Below are 23,258 nucleotides of genomic sequence, written 5' to 3' on the forward strand. Positions count from 1 at the left end.
GCTCCTCGTGATTCGCGATCCGATTCGCCGGCTTCGGTCGTCCGACTCCGTTCTCGACCGACCGCGCCGCGTCCAGCTCGCCGCGCTCGCCGTCGTCTGTCTCGCCGGTCTCGCAGTGTGGACGCTCGCGACCGACCTCTTTCCCTACCACTCGAGCAACGACGACGAGGGTGTCTACCTCCTGCAGGCCGCCATGCTGCTCGAGGGACAGCTCGAGCTCCGGGCCGGCGACCTCGCCGACGCGTTCCGGCCGTGGTTCTTCGTGCAAGACGGCGGGCGACTCTACTCGAAGTACTCGCCGGTCGTCCCCGCGATGTACGCCGTCTCGATGGCGCTGTTCGGCGAGCCGCGGGTGACGCTCGTCGCCGTCGCGCTGGGGAACGCGGCGCTCGTCTACGGCCTCGGATCGATGGTGTTCGATCGATGGGTCGGTGTGGTCGCCGCGGCCGTCTTCGCGGCCGCCCCGATGACCCTCCTGACGTCGTCGGTGTTCCTCCCGTACGCCCCGACGACGCTGCTGAACTGCGCCTTCGCGGTGTGGTATCTCCGCGGCGTGCGCGAGGGACGGCTCCGTCACGCCGTCCTGGCCGGGACCGCGATCGGGCTCGCGTTCTTCGCTCGGCCGTACACCGCCGTCCTGTTCGCGCTTCCCTTCATCTGTCACGCGGGCTGGTCGGTGCTGCGATCGGTTCGCGACCGCTGGTGGGACCGCGGACTCCGCCCCCTCCCGGACCCCGTTCGACGAAACGCCGCTACCGCCGCGGTCGGATTCGCCTTCGTCGGGCTGGCGCTCGCGTACAACGCCCGGGTCACGGGCGCGGCCCTGACCTTTCCGTACGCGGCGTTCGCCCCGCTCGACGGACCCGGGTTCGGCCACCGCGAACTCCTCGATCACTCGCTCGAGTACACGCCGGCCGTCGCCCTCGAGGCGAACGGCGCTGCCCTCTGGTACTTCGCCACGCGCTGGTTCACGGCGGGGCCGCTCGGAACGGTCGCCGCGCTGACGGGAACGGCGGTCGCGCTGTGGCGGTGGCTCCCCGTTCCCGGATCGGACGAAGCGGGCGGCCGTGGAAGCGACCGGACCGCGGGCTTGCTGCTGGCCGGCCTCTTCGTCTCGGTCCCGCTCGGTAACTTCGCGTTCTGGGGGAATTACAACGTACACGCCGGCGTCGGCGATCCGACGACGGGCCTCCTCTCGAAGTTCGGGCCGTTCTACCACTTCGACCTGCTCGTGCCGCTGTCGATCTTCGCCGGGTTCGCCGTCGTCGTCGGCTACCGACGGTGTCGCGACGCCGCGATCCGACGCCGGATCGCGACCGTCGCATCGCCGCGGGCCGCTCGAGCCGTCGTCCTCGCCGTCCTGCTCGTCGGTGCGCTCGTCGCCGGAGCCGCGAACGCCGCCCTCCTCTCGGCACCGGTCGAGCGCAACGCCGCCCACACGGACCGGTTCGAGTCCGCCTACGAGCCCGTCGAGGAGCGCGACCTCGAGAACGCGCTGGTCTTCCTGCCGACGCCGTACGGCCAGTGGCAGAACCACCCGTTCCAGGCGCTCCGGAACGACGGCGGCCTCGACGGCGAGGTGGTCTACGCGCTCGACGGCGCTCCGAGCCGCGATTTCGCCGTGCTCGACGCCTATCCGAGCCGGACGTACTACCGCTACAGCTACCGCGGCGAGTGGACGGCCACGCCGAGCGACGAGATCACCGCCCGACTCGAGGAGCTGTCGGTTCGGTCGGGCGAGCGACTCGACGGCGAAACGACCGTCGGGATCGCCGATCGAGTCGACCGGGTACGGGTTCGCCTCGAGAACGACGGCCAGGTCGCCGACTACACCGTCGCCGACGCCGGATCGGCGCTGTCCGTCGCGTGGACCCTCGAGCGCGGCGCTGGAACCGAGAGCGACGCGACCGCGAACGGCACCCCCGTGGGCGTCGCCCGCCTGAACGAGTCGCCGAACGAGTCGGTGGCGTTCGACGCCGCCGACGAACTCGTCCTCACCGTCACGCAGGTCCAGCCGGAAGGCGCGACGTACACCTACCGACAGGAGGTGACCGTCCGAGCGACCGACGACGGGGTCGACGTCGTCTGGCCGCCCGAACGGACCGGCTGTCCGCTCGTCGCCGACTGCGGGACCGAAGGGACCTACCTCCCGGACCATCCGGAGAGCCGTAGCGACTGGGAGACCTTCGAGACACGACTCGAGGTGGCGTCGGCGTCGTCGCATCGGTCCGGCCGTCGGCGAGTCGCGAGCGGGATGGGGCAATTCAGGCACCAGCGTTAGGGATCGAGTGCGCGGCAGAACGCGTATGGCCGAAACGCGTTGCAGGTACGTCACGAGCAGTAGCGGCGTGGACGACGCCGGGGCGATCTGTTGCTGGCGATCCACGTGGGAGGACACCGACCGGTGCATCTGGCACACCGAGACCACCGTTCCGATGGCGGCGTACGAACGGGACCCGCCGGAGCCGGGCGAACGGCTCGACGGGGCGAACTTCCGGGGAGCGACGTTGAGCGGTGCGTCGTTTCTCACGGGGCGGTCGTTCGTCGACGCGGATTTCACGGAGGCGGTCCTCGACGGAGCCGACCTCTCGGCGGCCGACCTCCGCCGGGCGACGTTTCGGGACGTCGACGCCCACGGGACGTCGTTCCGGGCCGCGAACCTCCACGACGCGGTGTTCGTCTTCGCCGACCTCCGCGGGGCGGACTTCCGAAACGCGAGGCTCTACCGCGCCGGCCTGACCGACGTTCGGATCAATCTCGAGACGGCGTTCGGCGAGCGGTCGGTGTACGAGGCGGAGCTCGAGCGGGCGTCGGCGGACGAGGACCTGTGGGATCGAGTCGACTCCGCACAGTGGCTCTACCGCGAACTGCAGCGGCTCTACGACGAGAACGCGTTCCCGGAGCGGGTTCACACCTACTACCTGCGCGAGATGGACTTCCGCCGACGGCAGGCCTGGCGGGTCGGACGCTACCTGCAGGCGATCAAACTCGCCGGCTCGCGCTGGGTCATGCTGTACGGAACGAGCCCGTGGCGGGTCGTGACGACGTCGCTGCTCCTGATCCTCGTCTGCGCGGGGCTCTATCCGCTGACCGGCGGCATCCAGGAGGTCGGGGCCGACAGCGCGGTCACGTACCAGATCGACGATCCCACCGATGCGTCCAGCCGCGTCCTCGTCCGGGCGTTCTTCAAGAGCCTCTACTTCAGCGTCATCACCTTCGCGACGCTGGGATACGGGGACATCCAGCCGGTCGGCGAGTGGGCTCGCGCTATCGCCGGCGTCGAGACCCTGCTCGGATCGCTCCTGATGGCACTGCTGGTGTTCGTGTTGACGAGAAGCGTCCACTACTGACGCTCGCGGGCGTCGCCCGCGGGGTGGCTCACGAACCGATCCGCGAGGCACGTCGGCAGAGAGCAGTCGAACGTGGCGACCCGTCGAGCGGGTCCCGGTCGGGGTCGTTACTGCGTCGGTCGGTGCGGCAGCTCCCGGAGTCGCTCCTCGAGCGAGACTTTGACGATCGACCGCGCGATTTCCGCGCCGCCTTTGAGCGGATCGAGCTTCGTCTGGCCGGCGCGCTCGCGGTACTCGATCGGGTGTTCGCGAACGTCGTAGCCGCGCATCAGCGGGCGGATCAGGAGTTCGGCCGAGAGGCCGGTGTTCTCGGTCCACTCGATCGATTCGACCACGTCGCGTCGGTAGGCGCGCATCCCGGTCGTCGTGTCGTGGACGCGCGTTCCCATCAGGACGCTCGCGAGCGCCGCGAAGACCTGATTGCCGAAGCGATTGAACCCGGGCATCGCGTCGGCCCCGTGGTAGAGCCGATCGCCGCTGACGACGTCGTGGCCGTCGTTGATCAGCTCGAGGAACTCCGGAAGTTGCTCCATCGGATACGTGTCGTCGCAGTCGGTCGTGACGACGATCGGTCGATCGGGCTCGAGGATCGCTGCGCGCACGGCGACGCCGTACCCCTGTGGTCGCTGTTCGATGACCGTCGCGCCGTGCTCGCGGGCGATCTCGGGCGTGCGGTCCGCGGAGCCGTCGACGCAGACGACGTCGGCCTTCCCGTCGGTGACGTCGTCGACGTCCGAGAGCACCTTTCCGATCGCTTCCTCCTCGTTGTAGGTGCCCATGACGACGCTCACGTCGTCGAAGGTGTATTCGTCCCCGCTGCTTCCGTCCGTTCGTTTTGACTCCTCCCCACTGCTCATTGGCGGTACTCTCTGCTCCCCGTATTTATGCGTTTAGGTTTGCCTAAAACAAGCGCCGGGTACCCCGACTGGCGGTGCGGCTGTGGATTCCGGGGACGAGCCGGACGGGAACGAGCGTCACGATGACTGTGCCGACGAGCAGCGGTCCGAGTTCGTATTCTCGAGCTCTCAGACACGGCATCGAGAATAGAAGTCGTGGAACCCGCGGAGAGAAGCGTGATACGTCGACATGGGTCGTCAGGGGAGGTATGCAACGACTACCAACTGGTTCGTCTGTGCCTCAATCAGCGGAATGGGACGGATAGTAGTACGTATATATGGCAGCAAACGTGACGAAAACCGCAAGCGAACCAACTATCGCACCCATCCAATTTGCATACGGGACTCCGATCGAGGTAAATACTATCATGGCTGCCTGGGCACCATGAGACATTCCAATAATAACTGCCAGTCCGAGTATAAATCGCGTTACGGGATTTTCTTCGACCGGGTAAGAGTACATATTTGATCGTTCATTCCCAATCGGTATTAACCTTTCCTTCAGTACCGATTGCGTATTTTACAGCACGGCTTGAATTATTTCTCGTATGATAGTCAAATAGCCCTAGCGGGCGTCTGCTATATGATCCGCGGCCTTCAGCGCGAGCGCGGCGATCGTCAGCGTCGGGTTCATCGCCCCGGCGGTCGGGAAGACGCTGCTCGAGGCGATCCAGCAGTTCTCGAGGTCGTGGGTCCGCAGCGTCGGATCGACGACGCTCTCGGTCGGATCGGTCCCCATCCGGGTCGTTCCCATGTGGTGGTTGGTCGGGACGACATCGTCGGGGCCGTCCTGCGAGGTGATCGTCGCACCGAGTTCGTCGAAGATATCCTCCTGGATCTCGTTCGCTCGCTCGATCGTCCGCAGCGCCCGGTCGCCGACGGTCCAGTGGACGTCGGGGACGGGGTTGCCGCGGTCGTCGGTCCGGTCGGGGTCGAGGCCGACGTAGCTGTCCTCGCGCGGGAGCTGTTCGACCAGCGCGCCGACGGCGACGTGGGTGCCGTAGTCGGCCCGGATGCGCTCGAGCAGGTCGTCGCCCCAGTCGTCGCCTGTCAGCGCCATGCCGACCGGCGAAGGGCCGGCGTAGTTGAAGAACTCGAGTTTGAAGGGGGCGAACGCCGCGTCGGCGTCGTCGTAGAACTGGTGGGACTCGCTGGTCGGGAAGCCGACGTGGTTCTGCCGGGTCGGCTCGTCGAGGACGCCGAAGGTCCCCGCGAAACAGTGCTCCATGAAGTACCGGCCGACGCGGCCGCTCGAGTTAGCCAGTCCGTCGGGGTAGTGACTCGACTCGGAGAGCAACAGCAGGCGGGGCGTCTCGACGCCGCCGCAGGCGATCACGAAGGCGTCGGCTTCCTGTCGGTGGCGCTCGCCGTCGGGAGTCGCGTAGACGGCCGCCGAGATCGAGTCGGCGTCGTGCTCGAGGCGCTGGACGGGCGCGCGGTCGATCACGGTCGCGCCCGCCCGTTCGGCGCGCTCGACGTGGACCGTCGCGTCGTACTTCGCGCCGGAGGGACAGACCGGACGGCAGGTGCCGTAGCCGACGCAGGCGCTGCGATCGTCGTAGGACTCGGAGTTGCGCGCGTTCGGCACGGAGTGCATCGCGATCTCGAGTTCGTCGCAGGCCTCGGCGAACAGACTGTCGCTGTAGGAGGGCGGAAACGCCGGCATCGGATGCGGCTCCTCGCGGGGCGGCGCGAAGGGGTTGTCGGCGGCACCGGCGACCCCCAGTTCGCGCTCCGCCTGCGCGTAGTACGGCCGGAGGTCCGCGTAGTCGATCGGCCAGTCCGCGCCGACCCCGCGGACGCTCCGGGCGTTGAAATCGGCCTCGTGCAGTCGCATCACCATCCCCTGCCAGTGGAGCGTCGACCCGCCGACGCCCTTGACCCGGGCGCGGTTCAGCGGGTAGTGGCGGTCGCCCGACGCCGAGTACGCGTCCCGCTCGGGATCGCCGTCCCAGACGGCCGGCCGACCGTACGACGGCCTGATCGCCCGTTCCTGTCTGGCGAGCCGGTCGGCCGGATCGAACCGCGGGCCGGCCTCCAGGATCACGACCTCGCGGCCGGCCTCGGCGAGTCGGTCCGCGACGATCCCGCCGGCGGGACCCGCGCCGATGACGCAGACGTCGGCGTCCGCCACCGGCGTGCGGTCGGCGTCCGCGTCGGTAACGGGCCGCGCCGATTCGGCGGGCGGACGGCTGCCGCTCACGCGTCCGGCCCCCGCTGGTAGCTCTCGAGCCCGCCCGGGTGGCCGATCGGGTTCTCGATGCCGACCAGTTCGCCGCCGGTCGGCGAGGTGTACAGCGCCACCAGCAGTTCGTTGACGACGTAGTAGCGCAGCCGTTCGCGAGTCCGCCCGTCGGGGTCCTCCGCCGCGGAATCCACGCCGAGCTCCCGCAAGCACCGGTCCCGGTCGGCGGGGGAGAGGGCCGGAAACGCGTCGCCGAACCAGTCGTCGGCGCGCTCGTTCAGTTCCGCGACCGCGGCGTCCACGTTCGCCGCGTGAGTCGGGTCCTCGAGTCGGCCCTCGAGGAACGTCTCGACGAACGTCGCCGTGCCGGTGACCTCGCTGGGATAGACGACCGCGGCGGCTGCGACCAGCGTCTCGCGAATTCGCTCGGTGTCGACGTCGGCCGCCGGATCGCCGTCGCTCCCGCCGGGGGCCGATCCGGTCGGGGCCGCACAGCCCGACAGCGTCCCGCCACCGACGCCGAGTGCGGCCAGCGCGGCGACCGCATCTCGTCTGGTCAGCTCCATGGGAGCGGATTAGGTAAACCTAAACCTTATACTCGTTGGAACGGGACGCTCCGGTATCGATCGGCGCGACCGACGCGGGGTCCGCTGGCGGCCGGAACCGAGGACCGCGCTCGGTCGCCGGCCGGTGCCGGCGAACGGGTTCGGCCGTCGACCGCGAGAGCGGCGGACCGGTCGGATCGGAATCGCCACATATACCGCCGTGTCCGGCCGAGTGTCACAACACACGTCACCAGTCGTCCGAAGTACCCTGTACGACCCCGACACCCATCTATGAGATCGCTCCGCTCACGACGACGCGAGACGACCGACGGACCGCCGCTCGGACTGTTGCTCCTGTCCGGCGCCATCGCCGTGAGCGTGCTGTTCCCGCTCACGTACCTCGTGGTCGAGGCGACGACCGTCGACGCGGACCGGCTCTGGGCGATGCTCGTCCGTCCACAGACCGCGACCATCGTGACGAACAGCCTCCTGCTCATGACCGGCGTCACGGCGCTGTCGGCGCTGATCGGCGTCCCGCTGGCGTGGCTCACCGTCCAGACCGATCTCCCCTTCCGCCGGTTCTGGTCCGTCGCCGTCGCCCTCCCACTCGTCGTCCCGAGCTATATCGGCGCGTTCGCCTTCGTCTCGGCATTCGGCCCGCAGGGCGAGTTTCAGTCGATTCTCGAGCCCCTCGGCGTCGAGGAGTTGCCCGAGATATACGGTCTCCCCGGTGCGACGGTCGTCATCACGCTCTACACCTATCCCTACGTCTACCTGACGGTACGAGCCGCCCTGCTGTCGTTCGACACGACGCTCCTCGACGCCGCCCGAACGCTGAACCACGATACGTGGACCGCGTTTCACCGCGTGACGCTCCCGCAGATCCGCCCCGCCGTCGTCGCCGGCAGCCTCCTCGCGGCGCTGTACGCCGTCTCCGACTTCGGGACGCCGGCGATCATGCAGCTCCCGGTGTTCACGCAGCAGATCTTCCTCGAGTACCGCTCTTTCGGCCGGGACTACGCGGCGTTCCTCTCGCTGCAACTGCTCGTGATCGTCCTCGTCGTCCTGGTCCTCGAGTGGTGGGCCCGCCCCGATCGGACGGTCCAGGGCGACGGCTCCGAGGGCTCGAGCGGCCCCGTCGTCGAACTCGGCCGGTGGCGCTGGCCGGCGACGCTCCTGCCCGCAGGGGTCACGGGCGTCGCGCTACTGGTCCCGCTGTGGATCCTCGGCCTCTGGCTCGTGACCGCCGATCCCGACGCGCGACCGGAGCTGGCGTTCGAACTCGAGTACGCCGTCAACTCCGTGATGGTGGCCGGGGCGGCCGCGTTCGTGGCCGTCCTCCTCGCTCTGCCGGTCGCGTACGCCGCGGCCAGACACGACTCGCCGCTGTCGACGATCTTCGAGCGATCGACCTACGTCGGCTTCGCCGTGCCGGGGATCGTCCTCGGGCTGGCGCTCGTCTCCGCCGCGACGACTTACGAGAGCGTCCGTCAGGCGTACGACTTCACCGCCCTGCCCGCCCTCTACCAGACGATTCCGCTGCTCGTGTTCGCCTACGTCGTCCGATTCATGCCGCAGGCTGTCGGCTCGATCCGAACCACGACGCTCCAGGTCGACGCGAAACTGGTCGAGGCCGCACACACGCTGGGCGAGACGCCGTTTCGGACGTTTCGAAAGGTGACGCTGCCGCTGATCGCGCCGGGCGTGACCGCCGGCGCGGCGCTCGTCTTCCTGACGACGATGAAGGAGCTTCCGGCGACCCTGCTCCTCCGACCGACCGGCTTCGAAACCCTCGTCACGATCATCTGGAAGGCACAGGGCGAAGCGTTCTTCCAGTACGCCGTCATCCCCGCGCTGCTGTTGCTGGCCGTCTCCGGGCTCTCGCTGCTCGTCCTCCTCTCACAAGGCGGGCGCGAAGGGCTCTGAACCGTCCGCTGTACCGCGCCGTCTCGCATCGGAGTCCGAGACGCCGTCTCAGACCTCCTCGAGCGGGTCGATCAGCGACGGCTCGTCCGTCGACGGATCGTTCACCGCCGTCGAGACCGGGTCGGCCCGCATCCCGTCGGCTGGAGCCGGCTCGAGCACCTCGCGACCGGCGTCGCCAGAGAGCCACCGCCGCTCGGCGTCGGGCTCGAGGATCACGGCCATTCTGTGGTGCAGGTCCGAAACGAGCGCGTTCGGCTCGGTCGTGACGACGGTAAACGTCTCGAGCGGGCCGCTCTCGGCCTCGTCGTCGACGCCGCCACCGAACGCGGCGAGTCCCGTCTGGGTCGTCTCCGGTTCCCATCGTTCCCAGAGCCCGGCCATCGCGAACACTCGATCGTCCTCGAAGGTGACTCGATAGGGTCGTTTTCCATCCTCGGTCTCGACCCACTCGTAGAAGCCGTCCGCCGGAACGAGACATCTCCGTCGCTCGTACGCCTCGCGAAAGCTCGGCTTCTCGTCGACGGACTCCGCTCTCGCGTTGATCAGCCCGCCGCTGTCGTCGTCGGCCCACGACGGCACCAGCCCCCACTCGAGGCGTCGGAACGTCTCCGGGTCCTCGTTCGTGATCACCGGCAGCTCCTGTCCGGGGGCCATGTTGTATCGCGGCGTGAACGCGCCGTCCGATTCGGCACCGGACTCGTCCCGGAAGCGGGCGTCGAACCGCGACTCGAGATCGTCCTGCTCGACGACGAGCGTGTAGCGACCGCACATACTCGACCGTCGGGCCGCCGGACCAAAGGGTTGTCCGGTCGCGATCGCAGACGACGCCTCGAGCCGCCGCCGAGCGGACACCGATCTACAGTCAGTATGCGGTCCTTACGCGGCACCGATCGACCGGTACGGGCCCCGTTACGATAGTCGTTCCCGGCGGAGTCGATAGCGGGTCATCATGGACGACCGGTACGAAATGGTGGTGTGTCAGAACGGCCGTCTGGAACTCAGAGATCCGGATGACCCCGGCTGCTGGATCGCGACCGATTCGCCGCTCGAACTCGAGCGCTAGTCCAGCTCCGTTTCCCCGTGTACCCCTCCCCTTCCTCATCCTCGGTGTCGACGCCGAGCGAAATCTCCCCGTGACGGGTGCCGTCGAGCGGATCGGTCGCGACAGAAAACGCCAGGACAGGGATGTGAACAGCTGCGAGACGGTCGGCCTCACTCCGTTCGGCCGCATGCGACTCTCGTGTTCGAGTCCGATCCGTGTCGGTTCGTGAGTGTGGGTTACTCGCGCCGCGACGCGCCGCTCGTAGCAACTAAAATCACGAAAACGCCAGGACAGGGATTTGAACCCTGAATCCCAAAGGGAACACGCTTTCCAGGCGTGCGCCTTACCGTTCGGCCATCCTGGCTCAGGTCATCCTAACCGCGTCCGTCGTTTAACCCTTACGAGATTCGTTTCCCCTCGAGCGATCGGCCGCCCACGCGGCGAATCGCGGCTCGAGCAGGTACGCTCCCGACCCCGCGCCGAGGCCGACCGCAATCCCGAGCGCGAGCGCCTGCGTGATCGTCACGAGCGGTGTCGCGAACAGGGCGTAGCTCTGGACGAGGACCAGAAACGACAGGGTCCCGACGACACCCCAGAGGAACGCGGACTTCGCGCGGGGATCGATCCCCATCCGTCCGGCGGGATAGCCGCTCACGCTGACGGCACCCGGCTCACTCGAGGCTCGCGACGGCTTCGATCTCGACGCCGACGCCCTTGGGGAGGGCGGCAACCTCGACGGCGCTGCGGGCCGGCGGTTCGTCGTCGAAGTAGTCGGCGTAGGCCTCGTTCATCGCGTCGAAGTCGCCGATGTCCTCGAGGAAGACGGTCACCTTGAGGATGTCCGCGGACGACGCGTCGGCCTCGTCGAGGACGGCGTCGAGGTTGTACAGCGCCTGCTCGGTCTGGGTCGCGATCGGTTCGTCGTCGAGCAACTCGCCGTCGGCCGTCATGGGGATCTGCCCGGCGGTGAACAGCAGCGAGTCGTTCCCGGCGGCCTGACTGTAGGCACCGACCGCGGCGGGCGCGTCGTCGGTTTGGATGATTCGTTTCACACCCGATGCATCGAACCGGGACCGCTTAAAGGCAGGCGAAATCACACCCCGTTCCCGCCGGGAGAGGGGAGACGACACGGAAAGAGCGAGTCGGTACGGACGGGGCGTCGACCGTGCTCGCGGCCACTGCTCGACTCTCGTCTCGGCACCTCTCGGGACGACGACCCCTTAGTGGCTGTCGAATTGCAGGTCAACGCATAGAACGGTTCCCGAACAGAGCACGGTATGCATGGCGACCGTTGAGAACGTCCTTTCGTCGGTTTTCAGTACGATCCCTGAGCTTCATTCCGGCCAACTCGGCGTGCTTGCGGGGGTGGTCGTCGGCCTCCTCTACTGGCACGGATACCGCCAGTCGTCGCTCGTCCTCCTCGCCGCGTTCTACCTGCTGGCGCTCGGTATCGTCCCCGCTTCCGCGAGAGGGCTCACCGTGGTGCAATCCAAACCGTGGTACTTCTGTTCGTTCCTGGTCCTCACCTCGCTCACCGCGATGAGTACCGCGGCCGCGTGGGCACGACTGTCGCTCTCGACTCGGCCGCGATCGCTGCCGGACGGTCGAAAGGACGTCTGACCGGGGGACACGCCGCGTCGCTGCGACGACCGAAACCGGCCGGCGCTCGGACCCGCGACGTCGATCGGTCTCAGTCACTGTCGCGAGCGATCGGCGATCGAACCGCGAGACCCGCTTTCCGAAGCCACCACGTGATCTCGAGCGCGGCCCAGGTCACCCCCGCCAGGAGTCCGCCGGCGATGGCGGCAGCCTCGGGTTTGCCGACCCAGACCGGCGCGACGAAGATCAGCGCGTTGTAGATCCGGTGGGGGAGGATGTTTTCGATGAGATCGCCGAGAAATTCCACCGGTCGAACGTCACCGCCACCGCCACCGCCGCTCTCGGCCGCCGTCCGCGACTCGAGGCCGAGTGCGGCGGCGCTTTGTCCGCCGTCGCTTTCGGCACCGGTCTCGAGGCGTTCGGCCTCGTAGGGGAGCGTCGAGCCGACTTCCCAGACGATGTCGCCGGAGGCGTTGACCTCAATGACGCGATTGCCGTGGGTGTCGGTGATCAGCGTGTTACCGTTGGGGAGTCGATCGACGTCCCGCGGCCACTGGATTCGATCGTCCTCCCACTCCCAGGAGCGGTTCCACTCGCCGTCCTCGCGCTGGAACTCCTGGACGCGGCCGTTCTCGGAGTCGGCGACGACGACGGCCGGACCGCCCTGACTTTCGGGAATGTAATCGGGGTTGTGCTGTTCGTACTGGACGTCGTAGTCGTTCTCGCTACCGAGCGTCCACGCCTCGAGCAGGCCCTCCGCTCGGTCGAGGAAGACGACCTGATCCTGGTTCCGGAGGCTGACCACCACGCGACCCCCCAGCCCGCCCCCCTCGATGTACTCGACGTCGTTGATGTGGGCCCAGTCGTTGGGGTAGGCGTGACCGCTCTCGAGCGAAAATTCGCTCTGGGCGTCCCAGAGCCAGTCGACGACCTCGGTCTCGGTGTCGACGATGAACACCTGGTTCGCGACGATGTCGGCGACGACGACGTGAGTCTCGTTGATGCGATCCGCGTCGTGCCACTCGCCGGCGGTCTCCTTGTAGTCGTACCGTTCGTAGAGAACCTCGACCTCGCCGGTCTCGAGGTCGGCGCGCTCGATGACGTTCCGCGCGCATGGCGGGTCGGAACAGGTCGGCCCTTCGGTGTGGATCGTGTCGGTCGCGGTGTACTCGACGGTCAGCGGGTCGCCCTCGACGGGGTCGACGTCGAAGTACTTCGTCCGCGAGTTGTTGTAGTACAGTACGTCGCCGTCGGGCGCGTAGGCGGTGATCGTCCCTGCCCGTCCCGACTCGGTCACGACCGTATGGTTCTCCGTCGCCGGGGCCTCCGGAACCGTCTCTCTCGAGGCCGTCGAGAGCCCACCCACTGCCGCGTCGGCGACCAGCGCGGCCGAGACGAGAACGAGGATCGCGAATCCGATCCGGAGTCGGGCGCGCGTGACTGCCGATCGGACGCGAGCGAGCGATGGACGTGAGCGGCCGGTCATCGAGATGCCTCCCGTCGAGCGCTGACACTCGGTTCCGTTTCCGTTCCGGGGCTGTACTCGGTAGTCAACACTCCACGATGTCGGCGACCAGCGCGGTAAATCAACACCCTGTCTGCTCAGGGCACCGGGAGCGCCGTCGATCGGCGGTCGGGTCGTGAGGTCCACCGGACGGCCCCGCGACGGAGACGCGAACGGGACCCATCGGTCAGGCGAGCACGTCGACCTCGTAGCCCGCGTCGCGGAGGTCCGAGAGGAAAGCGTCGACGTGGTCGGGGCCGCGCATCTCGAGTTCGATCTCGACTTCGGTGTCGCTCATCTCGACCTCGCGGGAGGTCCGGTCGTGGTGGATGGCGTAGATGTTCGCCCGGTGGGCGGTGAAGATGTCCAGGAGGTCCTCGAGCGCGCCGGGTCGGTCTTTCAGGACGGTCCTGATCTTCAGGTAGCGGCCGGTCTCGACGAGGCCGCGGACGATGACGTTGGTCAGCGTGTTGAGATCGATGTTGCCGCCGCAGAGCGCGGGGACGATCACCTCGTCCGCGTCGTAGTCGAATCGCTCGAAGAGCACCGCCGCGAGCGGGACCGCGCCCGCGCCTTCGACGAGCGTCTTCGAGCGCTCGAGCAGGTAGACCAGCGCGACGGCGATCTCCGGGTCCGAGACGGTGACGACCTCGTCGACGTACTCCTGAATGTACGGGAAGGTCCGCTCGCCGACGCTGCGGGTCGCGATGCCGTCCGCGATGGTGTCGACGCCGTCGAGGGAGACGCGCTCACCCTTTTCGAGGGACGCCGCGGCGCTCGAGGCCCCCTCGGCTTGGACGCCGATCACGCGCGTGTCGGGCTTCTGTTCCTTGATGGCGGTCGCGATGCCGCTGATGAGTCCCCCGCCGCCGATGGGGACGACTACCGTGTCGACGTCGGGGCAGTCCTCGAGGATCTCGAGGCCGATGGTCCCCTGCCCGGCCATGATGTACTCGTCGTCGAAGGCGTGGACGTAGGTGCGGTCCTCCTCGCGCTCGATCTCGTGGGCACGCTCGGCGGCCTCGTTGTAGTCCCGTCCCGAGAGGACGACCTCCGCGCCGTAGCTCTTGGTCGCCTTGACCTTCGAGATCGGCGCGTGCTCGGGCATGACGATCTTCGAGTCGACGCCCGACCGCGTGGCTGCGAGCGCGACCCCCTGCGCGTGGTTGCCCGCACTCGCGGTGACGACGCCCGCGTCCTTCTGGGCCGCCGAGAGCGTCGCGATTCGGTTGGTCGCCCCGCGGATCTTGAACGCGCCCGTCCGCTGGAAGTTCTCCAGTTTCAGGCGGATGTCGGCGCCGGTCATCGCGGAGTACGTGTGCGAGTGCTCGAGCGGCGTGTGTCGAGAGGTCTCACGGACTCGCTCGCGCGCCTCGAGAATATCGTCGAGTTCCAGCATACGCTCGTCTACTCGGCGTGCGGTGTAAGGATTACTGTCGGGGTCGGGAGGGCCGCTTCGGACCCCCGCCGTCGCCCCTACAGTGGTGTGCTGTCAAGCCTGGACAGCACGACAGGGAATACAGGGAATGCACGGCGTGTGACGTGCGAATAGAGAAGGGAACCCAGGCCATATAAATCTCATGCACCCGCGGCGAAAGTGAAACCATGTGACTGCATCGGGGAAATGACAGCGTCAGACGCTGGACAGACGGGCGTCATTCGTGGGTCTCTACCACGATATCGCCGGATAAAATGAACGTTCGAACGCGGTCACGAAACGAGCCGTTCCCGGGCCAGGTCGCGTCGGCGTCGAGTCGGTTCGGGTCCCCGACGTACACCCAGCATCGGGCGGCGGCGCTGCTCGCGGGGGTCGCGACCGGGACCGCGACGCGAACGTACAGTCCGTCGTCGACCCCCTCGTACCGGTCGAGACGTTCGAGTCCCGCGTCGTCGACCGCGAGTAGCGTTCCCTCGACGCTGCCGCCGGGCGCGAGCGTCGGATAGCTGCCATCGACGCGGTGCAACCCCTCGAGCGTCGCGCGGGCCACGAACGCGTCCGCTGCGCTCGAGGTGTCCATCTCGAGGACGGTCGCGACTCGCTCCGGGTCGGTCAACGTTCCGTAACCGAAGACGCGCACGTCGGACCGTTCGGGCTTCGGGCGTTTGCTCGTACCGCTTCGGTTCGCGTCGCGCGGATTCGTTCCCCAAAGACTACACAAAGCACTTATCGGTCTGCTTGAAGGTCTCCGACATGAACCGCGAGTCCATCCTGGCCGTCGCGACGCTCGCGGTCGTGATCGGCGCGTTCACGACCCTTGCTCTCGCCGGTGCCGTGTCCGATCCCGGCGAGTCCGAGACGGCCGCCGACGTCGAGCGGACCGGCCACGCTTCGCTGACGGAGCTCACGATCAGCGCCGACGAGATTACCGGCGGCACCGCCACCCTCGTCGTCGACACGCACCTCGAGCACCGCGGTGCGCCGGTCGCGAACGTCACCGTCGTTCATCGGGCGACCGATACGCGGACCGGGCTCGTCGAGGACACGACCGAGCGGGACGTCGAGACGCTGGACGACGAATCCGAAGTCGTCGTCTCGGAGACGGTGACGGTCCCCCGGGAGAGCAGCTACGAGATCGAGACGTTCGTCTACCGGGATGGAACGCGGACCGAATCGGCCAGCCACACGGTCGAGGGCGTCGACGCGCTGACGCCCGCCTACGCCGACACGAACGTCGAGTTCCACCGCTTCGGCGGCGATTCCGGCGGCAGTCTCGCCGACGTCCCCGCGATCAGCTACGCCATCGCGTCGACGACCGACGAGACGGCGACCCTGGAGGTCGACAGCTACCTTACCAACACCGGTGACGACACCGAATCCGACTTCGAGCTCGAGGTGAGCGCTCGGCAGGCCGACTCGAACGTCGTCGCCGACTCGGCGACCGTCGGTCTGTCGGCGATCGAACCCGGCAAGACCGCGTCACCGACCGTCGACCTCGAGGTTCCCCAGGAGTACGACTACTACCTCGACGCCGTCCTCTGGCGGGACGGAACCATCGTCGGCACGAACCGCGCGGTCGCCAATCTGGGCCCGGGCTCGCTGTCCGTCGACGAGACGAGCAGCGATAGCGGGCTCGAAGTGAGCGACTTCAGCAGCGGCGCCGCCAGCGACGCGGGCGACGGGGCCGCCGATGGCAACGACCGGGATACCGACGACGACGGGAGTGCCGACGGAACCCCCGGATTCGGGGTCGTCGCCGCCGCCGCTGCACTGCTCGTAACGGGAGCGCTCGCACGGAGATTCCAATGACTGACACACCAACGCAAACGCAGGCCGAGACGTCGATCGACGCCGAGACCGAAGCGACCACCGACCGATCCGGCGGGGAACCGGACGCGGTTCCGTCGACGACCGGGTCCGACGCCGCTGTCGGATTCGGTCCCGGCTCGGACGGGATACAACGCTATCTCGCCTGGGGCGCGCTCGGCGTCTGTTCGTTGCTCGCCGTCTTCGCCCTGATCCAGTTCTACGGGAGCGTCACCAACGCCATCGATCTCTGGGTCGACGCGAAATACCAGCCGCTGATACGCGCCGCGTTCAACCTCGCCGTCCTGCTGACGTCCCTGATCGGCGTCTCGCTGCTGGTCCGAGAGCTGAACGCCGGAAGCGCCGACCGGTAGTGGCCGCCCGATCCAACGGCTATCGGGAGATCCGCGACTGGACGGTCGCTGCCGGCGGGTACAGTGATTGGCCTGCTAGCGGTCGCAATCGGCGTGCAGCGTCGCTCGAACGCCGTTCGGGAGCCGCGTCGCTGTACGCCGTCTGCGTCGCGACCGCACGGAACGGCGACGACCGTCAAAAGAGGGGCAAGAGACGCGGCTACCGGTTTACCGGTCTTCGATCGGAACGAACGCCTGGTCCTGCGGTCCGGTGTATCGGGCGCGCGGGCGGATGAGTCGATTGTCGGTCTGGTACTCGAGGACGTGGGCGATCCAGCCGCCGGTGCGGCTCATGGCGAAGATGGGGGTGTACATGTCGATGGGGATGCCGAGCTGGTAGTAGACGGAGCCGGAGTAGAAGTCGACGTTCGGGGCGATCCCCTTCTCGCCGAGGCCCTTCTCGTCGGTGAGGTACTGCTCGATGGTGGTCGTGTAGTTGTACCACTTGTCCTCGCCGTTCTCGGCGAGTTCCTTGCTGCGCTCCTGGAGGATCTTCGCGCGGGGGTCCTTGACGTTGTAGACGCGGTGGCCGAAGCCGGGGATGCGCCGGCCCTCCGCGGTCGCCTGCTCGACCCACTCGCGGTGATCGAGGTCGCTCTCGTCGATCTCGATGAGGACCTCCATGACGTCCTGGTTCGCGCCGCCGTGGAGCGGCCCGGAGAGGGCGCTGATGCCGCCGGTCACGGCGCTGTAGATGTCGGCCATCGTCGAGCCGATGACCATCGAGGTGAACGTCGAGGCGTTCAGGCCGTGGTCGGCGTGCAAGATGAGCGCCTGATCGAACGTCTCCGCGGCGATGTCGTCGGGCTCCTCGCCGGTCAGCATGTAGAGGAAGTTCGCCGCCAGCCCCAGTTCGGGGTTGGGATCGACCGGCTCCTCGCCGAGGCGGTAGCGCTCGAACGCCGCGAGCGCGGTCGGGATCTTGGCCGTGATCCGACGCCCCTTCCGGAGCGTCGCGTCGAGGTCGTCGGGTTCGGCGTCGTCTTCGGGCTCGTACGCCGAGAACATCGACACGGCGGTCCGCAGCGCCGCCATGGGCTGTTCGTCGGCGGCGGCGAGCGTCTCCATCGTCGCCAGCACGTCGTCGTCGACCTCGCGCTCGTCCATGAGCGCGTCCGTGAACGGCTCGAGCTCGTCTTCGGTCGGGAGGTGACCGTTCCAGAGCAGGTACAGCACCTCCTCGTAGCTCGCGCCGCGAGCCAGGTCCTCGATCGTGTAGCCGCGATAGATCAGCCGACCGGCATCGCCGTCGATCGAGCTGAGCTCTGATTCGGCAACCAACACACCCTCGAGCCCTTTCTTGAGGTCGTCAGACATAGTCAGGGATTTCGGACGCCAATGGAAAAGTATTATCGTTTGCCCGGTGCCGGCGGTCGACACGTCGGATGTGTTTGTTTTGCCGCTATCTCGAACACGTACGAGTGATATTTCTACCCTGAAACGGACACACAGTCAGTCGATGCCCGAAGCAGTTACTATAATCGTCTTTCGTTGAGGTTCCGCAAGCGATCGCCGCGAGGGCGACGCGGAAATCCGCCGGCGGTGTCCGCATCGAAACCGGTCGAAACGGTCGCGTCGCCACGCTTTTTGCGCCCCATCGACGAAGGGTATCGGGTGATGGACCGGTCGTACTGGCGGACGGTGTCGCTCGTCACGACGTGGCAGATCGCCGCGAGTATCTGTTACTACACGATCTTCGCCGCGACGCCGTTCTTCCGGGACGCGTTCGGACTGTCCCGGTTCGCGGTCGGCATCGTCGTCACGACCCTCACGCTCGGTTACGCCGTCTTCCTGTTGCCACTGGGTGCGCTGACGGACCGGTTCGGCGAACGCCTGACGCTGACGGTCGGTCTCGTCGGGCTCGCGACGGGGACGCTCCTCGTCGCGGGCGCGCCGACGTACGCGCTGTTGCTGGCTGCGGTGTTCGTCCTCGGATCGATGTACGGAACCGCGATGCCCGGGACGAACAAGGCGGTCTTCGACAACGTCGACCCGGGCCGCCGGAACCTCGCAATGGGCATCAAACAGGTCGGCGTCACCGGCGGCAGCGGCATCAGCGCTCTCCTGATTACCGGCCTCGCCGGGGTGCTCTTCTGGCGCGCGGGCTTTCTGATCGCCGCCGGCGTCGGCTCGGTCGTCGCCGGCGGGTTCTATCTGCTCTACTCGAGCGACAGCACCGGAGAGACGGCCGGCTTTCCCGATTTCGGTGCGCTGCTGTCGAACCGCCCGTACCTCCTGTTGACGACGGCCGGGCTCTTTCTCGGCGCGGCGCTGTTTACGACGACCGGATACACCGTCCTGTACGTCGAGGAATCGATCGGCGCGTCAGTCGCGTTCGGCGGAATCGTCCTCGCGCTCGTCCAGCTGTTCGGGAGCGTCGGCCGCGTGCTGACGGGCTGGTTGAGCGACGTGCTCCCCGGCGAGCCCCGGGTCAGGATCGGACTGGTACTGCTCGCCCAATCGCTGGGCAGTGCCGTCATGTTCGCCGTCGTCGCGTCGACGACCACCGAGCTCGGTGCCGCGGCGGCGTTCGCCGCCCTCGGCTTCTTCGTGCTGGGGTATACCGGCGTCTACTACTCCGTCATGGCGACGCTCGTCCGGGCCGACGAAATGGGCGGCGCGACCGCGGGTGGCCAGCTCGCGCTCACGAGCGGTGCCCTCGTCGCACCGCCCGCCTTCGGCTCCCTCGCCGACGCGGTCGGCTACCGCGCCGCCTGGCTCTTTCTGGCCGCCGTCGTGACGGTCGCGGCCGGCCTCCTCGTGCAGGTCGTCCGAACGCAGCCGTCGGTCGCGAACCCCGCTGCGGCGGACGCCTCCGAGAAGTAGTGCGGTGGGCTCGCGCGGGCGACGACCGCCGTCGCCGCGCCGTCACCACCCCGCGCCGCCGCTCACTCGAGTGCTTCGACGAGTTCGACGACGTAGCCGTCCGGGTCCTCGACGAAGGCGACGCGGACGCCGATGTCGGCCATCGTCGTTGGTTCCTCGTGGACCGGCGGCTCCGCCCGCTCGAGCAGTCGCTCGAAGGACTCGCCGGTGTCGTCGACGCCGACCGCGACGTGTGCCATCGACCCCGAGTCGATCGCCGGTCCACCCTCGGGGTCGTACTTGAACTGGAGCTCCGCGTTCTCGCCGCCGATGTAGACGTTTTCGACGCCGTCGTCGGCAGTAAACGACCAGTTCTCTTCCAGTCCGAGGCCGTCGACGTAGAACTCGCGCGTGCGCTCGAGATCCGATACCCACAGAGCCGTGTGAATGACGTCCATACCGCGACCACGGGGGCGGCCGCCAAAGGCGTACCCCCCTCGAGCACTCACTCCTCTCGACCGTCCGCCTCGAGAATCGCGTCCATCAGCTTCGTCTGGGCCGCTGCCAGGTGTTCGGTGAACGTCGACCGGGCGACGCCGAGTTCGTCGGCGACGTCCGTCGCGTTCGCCCCTTTCGGGTAGTCGAAGTAGCCCATCTCGTGGGCCGTCTCGAGGATCTCCCGCTGTCTGGTCGTGAGTGCCGCTCTATCGACCACGACGGGATCGGCGTCGACATCCTCGTGATCCTGCGTGAGCTCTTCGACGAGGACGCCGTCGAAGTACATCCGCAGTTCGTCGACGATTTCGGCGATCTCGGCTAGCTCGAGGGTGCGAAAGGAGAGGAGCAGCGACCCGTTCTGCCCGCGGACCGAGGTGACCGGCGTCCCGGTTCGTTCGATGACGTCGCAGGCGCAGTCGGCGCTGCCGTCGCGTTCGAACCGATAGATCTCCTCCCGCTCGTTCGACTGGACCGGCGTCAACTCGACGTCGTGGTCCCCGTCGATCGAGGCGTCCGCGGCGATGCCGAACTCCTCGACGACCGCCCCGTCCGTCTCCCGCGACGATCGGGAGACGGAGTCGACCGGTTCGTCGGTACAGGCCGAGACGGCGGCGACCGGACAATCCGCCGGATCGTTGACGACGACCGTTGCGCGAAAGCCCGTCATATCGGTTCGTACGTCAGGTACCGGCATAACCGACGCCGGAATTCCCGCCGGGTGAAAATCACTCGCCCGAGCGGAACGGTCGTGGTAACAGTACCCTCGGAACACTTATCCCGCAATCGGCCATACATTCGTTTGTAATGGCGAAAGGTAGCGTTGATTTCTTCAACGACACAGGCGGTTACGGTTTCATTTCGACGGACGACGCGGACGACGACGTGTTCTTCCACATGGAAGACGTTGGCGGTCCGGACCTCGAAGAAGGCACAGACATCGAATTCGATATCGAACAGGCCCCCAAGGGTCCCCGCGCGAAGAACGTCGTCCGAACGTAAGTTCGACGTCGATTCGTCGCTTCCGGCGATATTCGACTCCCGATTATTTTATCGACACCGGACGCTGACAGCGGCGGAACCGATACGGTCCGCTGGGCAGCGTCGCTGCGACTGGCTCGGAGAGGTCGACCGAAGGAGAGTCGAGATCGAGCCGATGAGAACGTGATACCGGCGTTAGAGCTTCTGTCCCAGTTTCTCGCGGCTGATGCGGACCCCGGTGGGCGTGATGATCATCTGATCCTCGCCCTTCCGGACGATGTCGCCGTCGACCTCCTGAGCGACCTGCCGCAGTTCGTCGACGATGTGTTCGACGGTGCTGTCCTCGGTCCGCAAGCGAGTGATGTCCGCGATGACGATGTCGCCGTCGTAGACGGCGTCTTTGATGTCGATCGCGTCGGCCTTGGTGCCGACTTCCGCGATGTGCACCTGCATCGTCGCCTCGGCCGACCCCGCAGAAACGTCCTCGAGGTTCAGTTCGGCGTAGTCCTCGACGGTTCGGGACTGGTTGCCGCCGAGAATTTTGCTCATGAGTCCCATTGGCGATACCCACCGTCGCCGTCAGTATAGTTCTTACGTCAGACACAGTCCCGTCCCCGACACTGTCAGGAAATCCGCCAGCTCGAGGCTGCGAGCGGCGCGGTCGGCCGACGGCTCGGTTCGGCGGACCGGCGATCCGCGACCGAATCCGCCGTCCGTACCCTTTTGCTCTCGTGCGACGTACGCGCAAACTATGACGTTCAGCATCTGTGTTCACGAAGCGTACGAGACCGAGGACGGCGATTCCCACCGTCGGTTCGGCGTCGCGGTCACGACGCGGCTGCCGGGCGTCGGAACCCTGTGCCCGTTCGTCAGCGACCGCGGTGCCGTCGCGACCCAGAGCCTCGTCAACGTCGCCCTCGGCGAGCGCGGGATCGACTACGTCGACGACGGACTGGCCGTAGACGACGCCCTCGAGGCGCTGCTCAACGCCGACGACGGGGCGCCACAGCGGCAGCTCCACGGCGTCGACGGCGAGACGACCTTCGCCTTCTCCGGCGACGAGTGCGTCGAGTGGTACGGCCACCGCGAGGGCGACCACTACACCGTCGCGGGCAACATGCTGACCGGGGCGGGCGTGCTCGAGGCGGTCGCGGCGGCCTACGAGGCGACAGCCGTCCACGAGACGACCGATCCGTCGACCGGGCCGAGCGCCGTAACGGAGGACCACGGGACTGATCCCCTCGCGAAACGCCTGATCGACGCGCTGGCGGCCGGCGACCGCGAGGGCGGCGACAAACGCGAGGCACTCCCGATCCAGAGCGCGGCGGTGCGCGTCGAGACGACCGAATCACACGCCGTGGAGCCGCCGTACAACGATCTGCGGCTCGACGCGACCGAGACGCCGATCGCGGACCTGCGAGAGACGTACGAACTCGCAGTACAGGGGTACAGAGATACGCTCGCACGGTACGAAGGCGCGTACGAAGCGGACTCGCTGGACGACGCGACTGAGTGAGGGGAGTCGGGCGATCGGTATCGGCCCGTGTCCCATCGCTCGAGCGGCCTATCCGGCGAACTCGTAGAGTTCGTCGCCGACGTGGTGCAGCGAGTCGACGACTTTCCCCTCGTCGCCGACCATGTCCGCACCGTCGACCCGGGCGCGGCCGACCGCGAGCACCTTCCCGTGGGACTCCTCGGCGATGACGACCAGATCGGCCGGCGAGATGTCGTCGGTCGCGTCCGTGATGCCGGGTCGCATCACGTCGGCCCCGTCGCTGACGAACGAGATGGCCCCCGAGTCGACGGTGACCAGCCGCCTGTCCGGCTCGTAGGCGTTGGCCCCGCGGACGGTCAGGAACGGCTCCTCGTCGAAGTAGGCGACTCGCGGCTCGCCGTCGATGAGAACGACCTCCCAGTCGGTCTCCTCGAACTCGACGCGCTCGTAGGCGTCGCCCGCGGGCGAGACGCCGAGTTGCTCCTCGAGTGTCTCTTCGAGATCGGAGACAGCGTCGCTGCGGAGGTGGTGTCGAGACTTGACCTGCATACTCGTGCTACCGGGCGGACCCATTTAATAGATAAGATTCGGGCTGCGGGAGATCGGCGGTCGCAACACGGGGCCCGGCTGAAGAAGCACCAGCACGCCGAGACGCGGTTCTCGCGACTCCCAGGTGTACTGCCCCTCGGTTCGGCTGAACGACGTTCGAATCTTCGCCGAGCGCGAGCGCCAACGGCGGCACTACCGACGCGGATTCGGCGCGGGACGGTTCCGAGAG

Annotated in this window: 23 protein-coding genes and 1 tRNA gene; 9 read left to right on the forward strand and 15 right to left on the reverse strand. The window is 67.4% G+C overall.

The window, feature by feature from the left end; all coding sequences use genetic code 11:
- Positions 1-7 precede the first annotated feature (7 nt).
- Both BMX07_RS13985 and BMX07_RS13990 read left to right on the forward strand, forming a co-directional pair.
- Entirely contained in the window at positions 8-2,281 is a 2,274-nt protein-coding gene (locus BMX07_RS13985) for an ArnT family glycosyltransferase (protein ID WP_245742118.1), read from the forward strand.
- 25 nt (positions 2,282-2,306) lie between these two features.
- On the forward strand, positions 2,307-3,350 hold the full coding sequence (locus tag BMX07_RS13990; protein ID WP_090618538.1) for a pentapeptide repeat-containing protein: 1,044 nt from the start codon (positions 2,307-2,309) through the stop codon (positions 3,348-3,350).
- 107 nt (positions 3,351-3,457) lie between these two features.
- On the opposite strand, the gene BMX07_RS13995 is transcribed toward BMX07_RS13990, so the two are convergent.
- From BMX07_RS13995 to BMX07_RS14005, 3 genes are all read right to left on the reverse strand, one after another.
- Positions 3,458-4,207, reverse strand: coding sequence for a dolichyl-phosphate hexose transferase (locus BMX07_RS13995; protein ID WP_090618539.1), 750 nt, complete (start codon positions 4,205-4,207; stop codon positions 3,458-3,460).
- 604 nt (positions 4,208-4,811) lie between these two features.
- Positions 4,812-6,449, reverse strand: a complete 1,638-nt coding sequence (locus tag BMX07_RS14000) for a GMC family oxidoreductase (RefSeq protein WP_090618540.1) — start codon at positions 6,447-6,449, stop codon at positions 4,812-4,814.
- On the reverse strand, positions 6,446-6,997 hold the full coding sequence (locus BMX07_RS14005; protein ID WP_090618541.1) for a gluconate 2-dehydrogenase subunit 3 family protein: 552 nt from the start codon (positions 6,995-6,997) through the stop codon (positions 6,446-6,448). The genes BMX07_RS14000 and BMX07_RS14005 overlap by 4 nt, the downstream gene beginning before the upstream one ends.
- A 270-nt stretch (positions 6,998-7,267) precedes the next feature.
- Between BMX07_RS14005 and BMX07_RS14010 the strand changes: the two genes are divergently transcribed.
- A complete protein-coding gene (locus BMX07_RS14010; protein ID WP_090618542.1) occupies positions 7,268-8,902 on the forward strand; it encodes an ABC transporter permease in 1,635 nt (544 codons plus the stop codon).
- 48 nt (positions 8,903-8,950) lie between these two features.
- Here the strand turns inward: BMX07_RS14010 and BMX07_RS14015 are convergent, their stop codons facing one another.
- From BMX07_RS14015 to BMX07_RS14030, 4 genes are all read right to left on the reverse strand, one after another.
- A complete protein-coding gene (locus tag BMX07_RS14015) occupies positions 8,951-9,673 on the reverse strand; it encodes an SOS response-associated peptidase (RefSeq protein ID WP_090618543.1) in 723 nt (240 codons plus the stop codon).
- A gap of 554 nt (positions 9,674-10,227) precedes the next feature.
- Positions 10,228-10,308: transfer RNA gene (locus tag BMX07_RS14020), tRNA-Ser, on the reverse strand.
- A gap of 27 nt (positions 10,309-10,335) precedes the next feature.
- Positions 10,336-10,599, reverse strand: a complete 264-nt coding sequence (locus tag BMX07_RS14025) for a DUF7981 family protein (protein WP_090618544.1) — start codon at positions 10,597-10,599, stop codon at positions 10,336-10,338.
- 16 nt (positions 10,600-10,615) lie between these two features.
- Positions 10,616-10,996, reverse strand: coding sequence for a Rid family detoxifying hydrolase (locus BMX07_RS14030; protein ID WP_090618545.1), 381 nt, complete (start codon positions 10,994-10,996; stop codon positions 10,616-10,618).
- A gap of 229 nt (positions 10,997-11,225) precedes the next feature.
- Between BMX07_RS14030 and BMX07_RS14035 the strand changes: the two genes are divergently transcribed.
- Entirely contained in the window at positions 11,226-11,564 is a 339-nt protein-coding gene (locus tag BMX07_RS14035) for a hypothetical protein (RefSeq protein ID WP_090618546.1), read from the forward strand.
- Positions 11,565-11,634: 70 nt separating this feature from the next.
- On the opposite strand, the gene BMX07_RS14040 is transcribed toward BMX07_RS14035, so the two are convergent.
- From BMX07_RS14040 to BMX07_RS14050, 3 genes are all read right to left on the reverse strand, one after another.
- A complete protein-coding gene (locus BMX07_RS14040; RefSeq protein ID WP_090618547.1) occupies positions 11,635-13,029 on the reverse strand; it encodes an aryl-sulfate sulfotransferase in 1,395 nt (464 codons plus the stop codon).
- 205 nt (positions 13,030-13,234) lie between these two features.
- Positions 13,235-14,446 (reverse strand): threonine ammonia-lyase, encoded by a 1,212-nt coding sequence (ilvA, locus tag BMX07_RS14045; protein ID WP_090618548.1) that lies wholly within the window; start codon positions 14,444-14,446, stop codon positions 13,235-13,237.
- A 256-nt stretch (positions 14,447-14,702) separates the two neighbouring features.
- Positions 14,703-15,125, reverse strand: a complete 423-nt coding sequence (locus BMX07_RS14050) for a gamma-glutamylcyclotransferase family protein (RefSeq protein ID WP_090618549.1) — start codon at positions 15,123-15,125, stop codon at positions 14,703-14,705.
- A gap of 113 nt (positions 15,126-15,238) precedes the next feature.
- Here BMX07_RS14050 and BMX07_RS14055 point away from each other — a divergent pair, with 113 nt between their 5' ends.
- On the forward strand, positions 15,239-16,294 hold the full coding sequence (locus BMX07_RS14055; RefSeq protein WP_090618550.1) for a DUF7490 domain-containing protein: 1,056 nt from the start codon (positions 15,239-15,241) through the stop codon (positions 16,292-16,294).
- On the forward strand, positions 16,291-16,665 hold the full coding sequence (locus tag BMX07_RS14060) for a DUF8060 family membrane protein (RefSeq protein ID WP_090618551.1): 375 nt from the start codon (positions 16,291-16,293) through the stop codon (positions 16,663-16,665). The genes BMX07_RS14055 and BMX07_RS14060 overlap by 4 nt, the downstream gene beginning before the upstream one ends.
- A 207-nt stretch (positions 16,666-16,872) precedes the next feature.
- Here BMX07_RS14060 and citZ read toward each other — a convergent pair whose 3' ends face one another.
- Positions 16,873-18,021, reverse strand: a complete 1,149-nt coding sequence (gene citZ / locus BMX07_RS14065) for a citrate synthase (RefSeq protein WP_090618552.1) — start codon at positions 18,019-18,021, stop codon at positions 16,873-16,875.
- A gap of 300 nt (positions 18,022-18,321) precedes the next feature.
- Here citZ and BMX07_RS14070 point away from each other — a divergent pair, with 300 nt between their 5' ends.
- Positions 18,322-19,530 carry an MFS transporter gene (locus BMX07_RS14070; RefSeq protein WP_090618553.1) on the forward strand — a complete coding sequence of 403 codons (1,209 nt, stop codon included), beginning with the start codon at positions 18,322-18,324 and terminating at the stop codon, positions 19,528-19,530.
- A gap of 62 nt (positions 19,531-19,592) precedes the next feature.
- On the opposite strand, the gene BMX07_RS14075 is transcribed toward BMX07_RS14070, so the two are convergent.
- Together BMX07_RS14075 and BMX07_RS14080 are read right to left on the reverse strand one after the other, a co-directional pair.
- Positions 19,593-19,967 (reverse strand): VOC family protein, encoded by a 375-nt coding sequence (locus tag BMX07_RS14075; RefSeq protein ID WP_090618554.1) that lies wholly within the window; start codon positions 19,965-19,967, stop codon positions 19,593-19,595.
- 47 nt (positions 19,968-20,014) lie between these two features.
- Positions 20,015-20,674 carry a helix-turn-helix domain-containing protein gene (locus BMX07_RS14080; protein WP_090618555.1) on the reverse strand — a complete coding sequence of 220 codons (660 nt, stop codon included), beginning with the start codon at positions 20,672-20,674 and terminating at the stop codon, positions 20,015-20,017.
- Positions 20,675-20,811: 137 nt separating this feature from the next.
- Here BMX07_RS14080 and BMX07_RS14085 point away from each other — a divergent pair, with 137 nt between their 5' ends.
- The gene (locus BMX07_RS14085) at positions 20,812-21,006 is read left to right on the forward strand and encodes a cold-shock protein (protein WP_090618556.1); all 195 of its coding nucleotides are present in this window, start codon (positions 20,812-20,814) and stop codon (positions 21,004-21,006) included.
- A 174-nt stretch (positions 21,007-21,180) separates the two neighbouring features.
- Here the strand turns inward: BMX07_RS14085 and BMX07_RS14090 are convergent, their stop codons facing one another.
- Positions 21,181-21,543, reverse strand: a complete 363-nt coding sequence (locus BMX07_RS14090; RefSeq protein ID WP_090618557.1) for a cell division protein SepF — start codon at positions 21,541-21,543, stop codon at positions 21,181-21,183.
- A gap of 193 nt (positions 21,544-21,736) precedes the next feature.
- On the opposite strand from BMX07_RS14090, the gene BMX07_RS14095 reads away from it, so the two are divergent.
- Positions 21,737-22,501 carry a DUF1028 domain-containing protein gene (locus BMX07_RS14095; RefSeq protein WP_090618558.1) on the forward strand — a complete coding sequence of 255 codons (765 nt, stop codon included), beginning with the start codon at positions 21,737-21,739 and terminating at the stop codon, positions 22,499-22,501.
- A gap of 48 nt (positions 22,502-22,549) precedes the next feature.
- Here the strand turns inward: BMX07_RS14095 and BMX07_RS14100 are convergent, their stop codons facing one another.
- Positions 22,550-23,029, reverse strand: a complete 480-nt coding sequence (locus tag BMX07_RS14100; RefSeq protein ID WP_090618559.1) for an RNA-binding protein — start codon at positions 23,027-23,029, stop codon at positions 22,550-22,552.
- Positions 23,030-23,258 lie beyond the last annotated feature (229 nt).

Source organism: Natrinema salaciae (genome assembly GCF_900110865.1).
Lineage (GTDB): Archaea > Halobacteriota > Halobacteria > Halobacteriales > Natrialbaceae > Natrinema > Natrinema salaciae.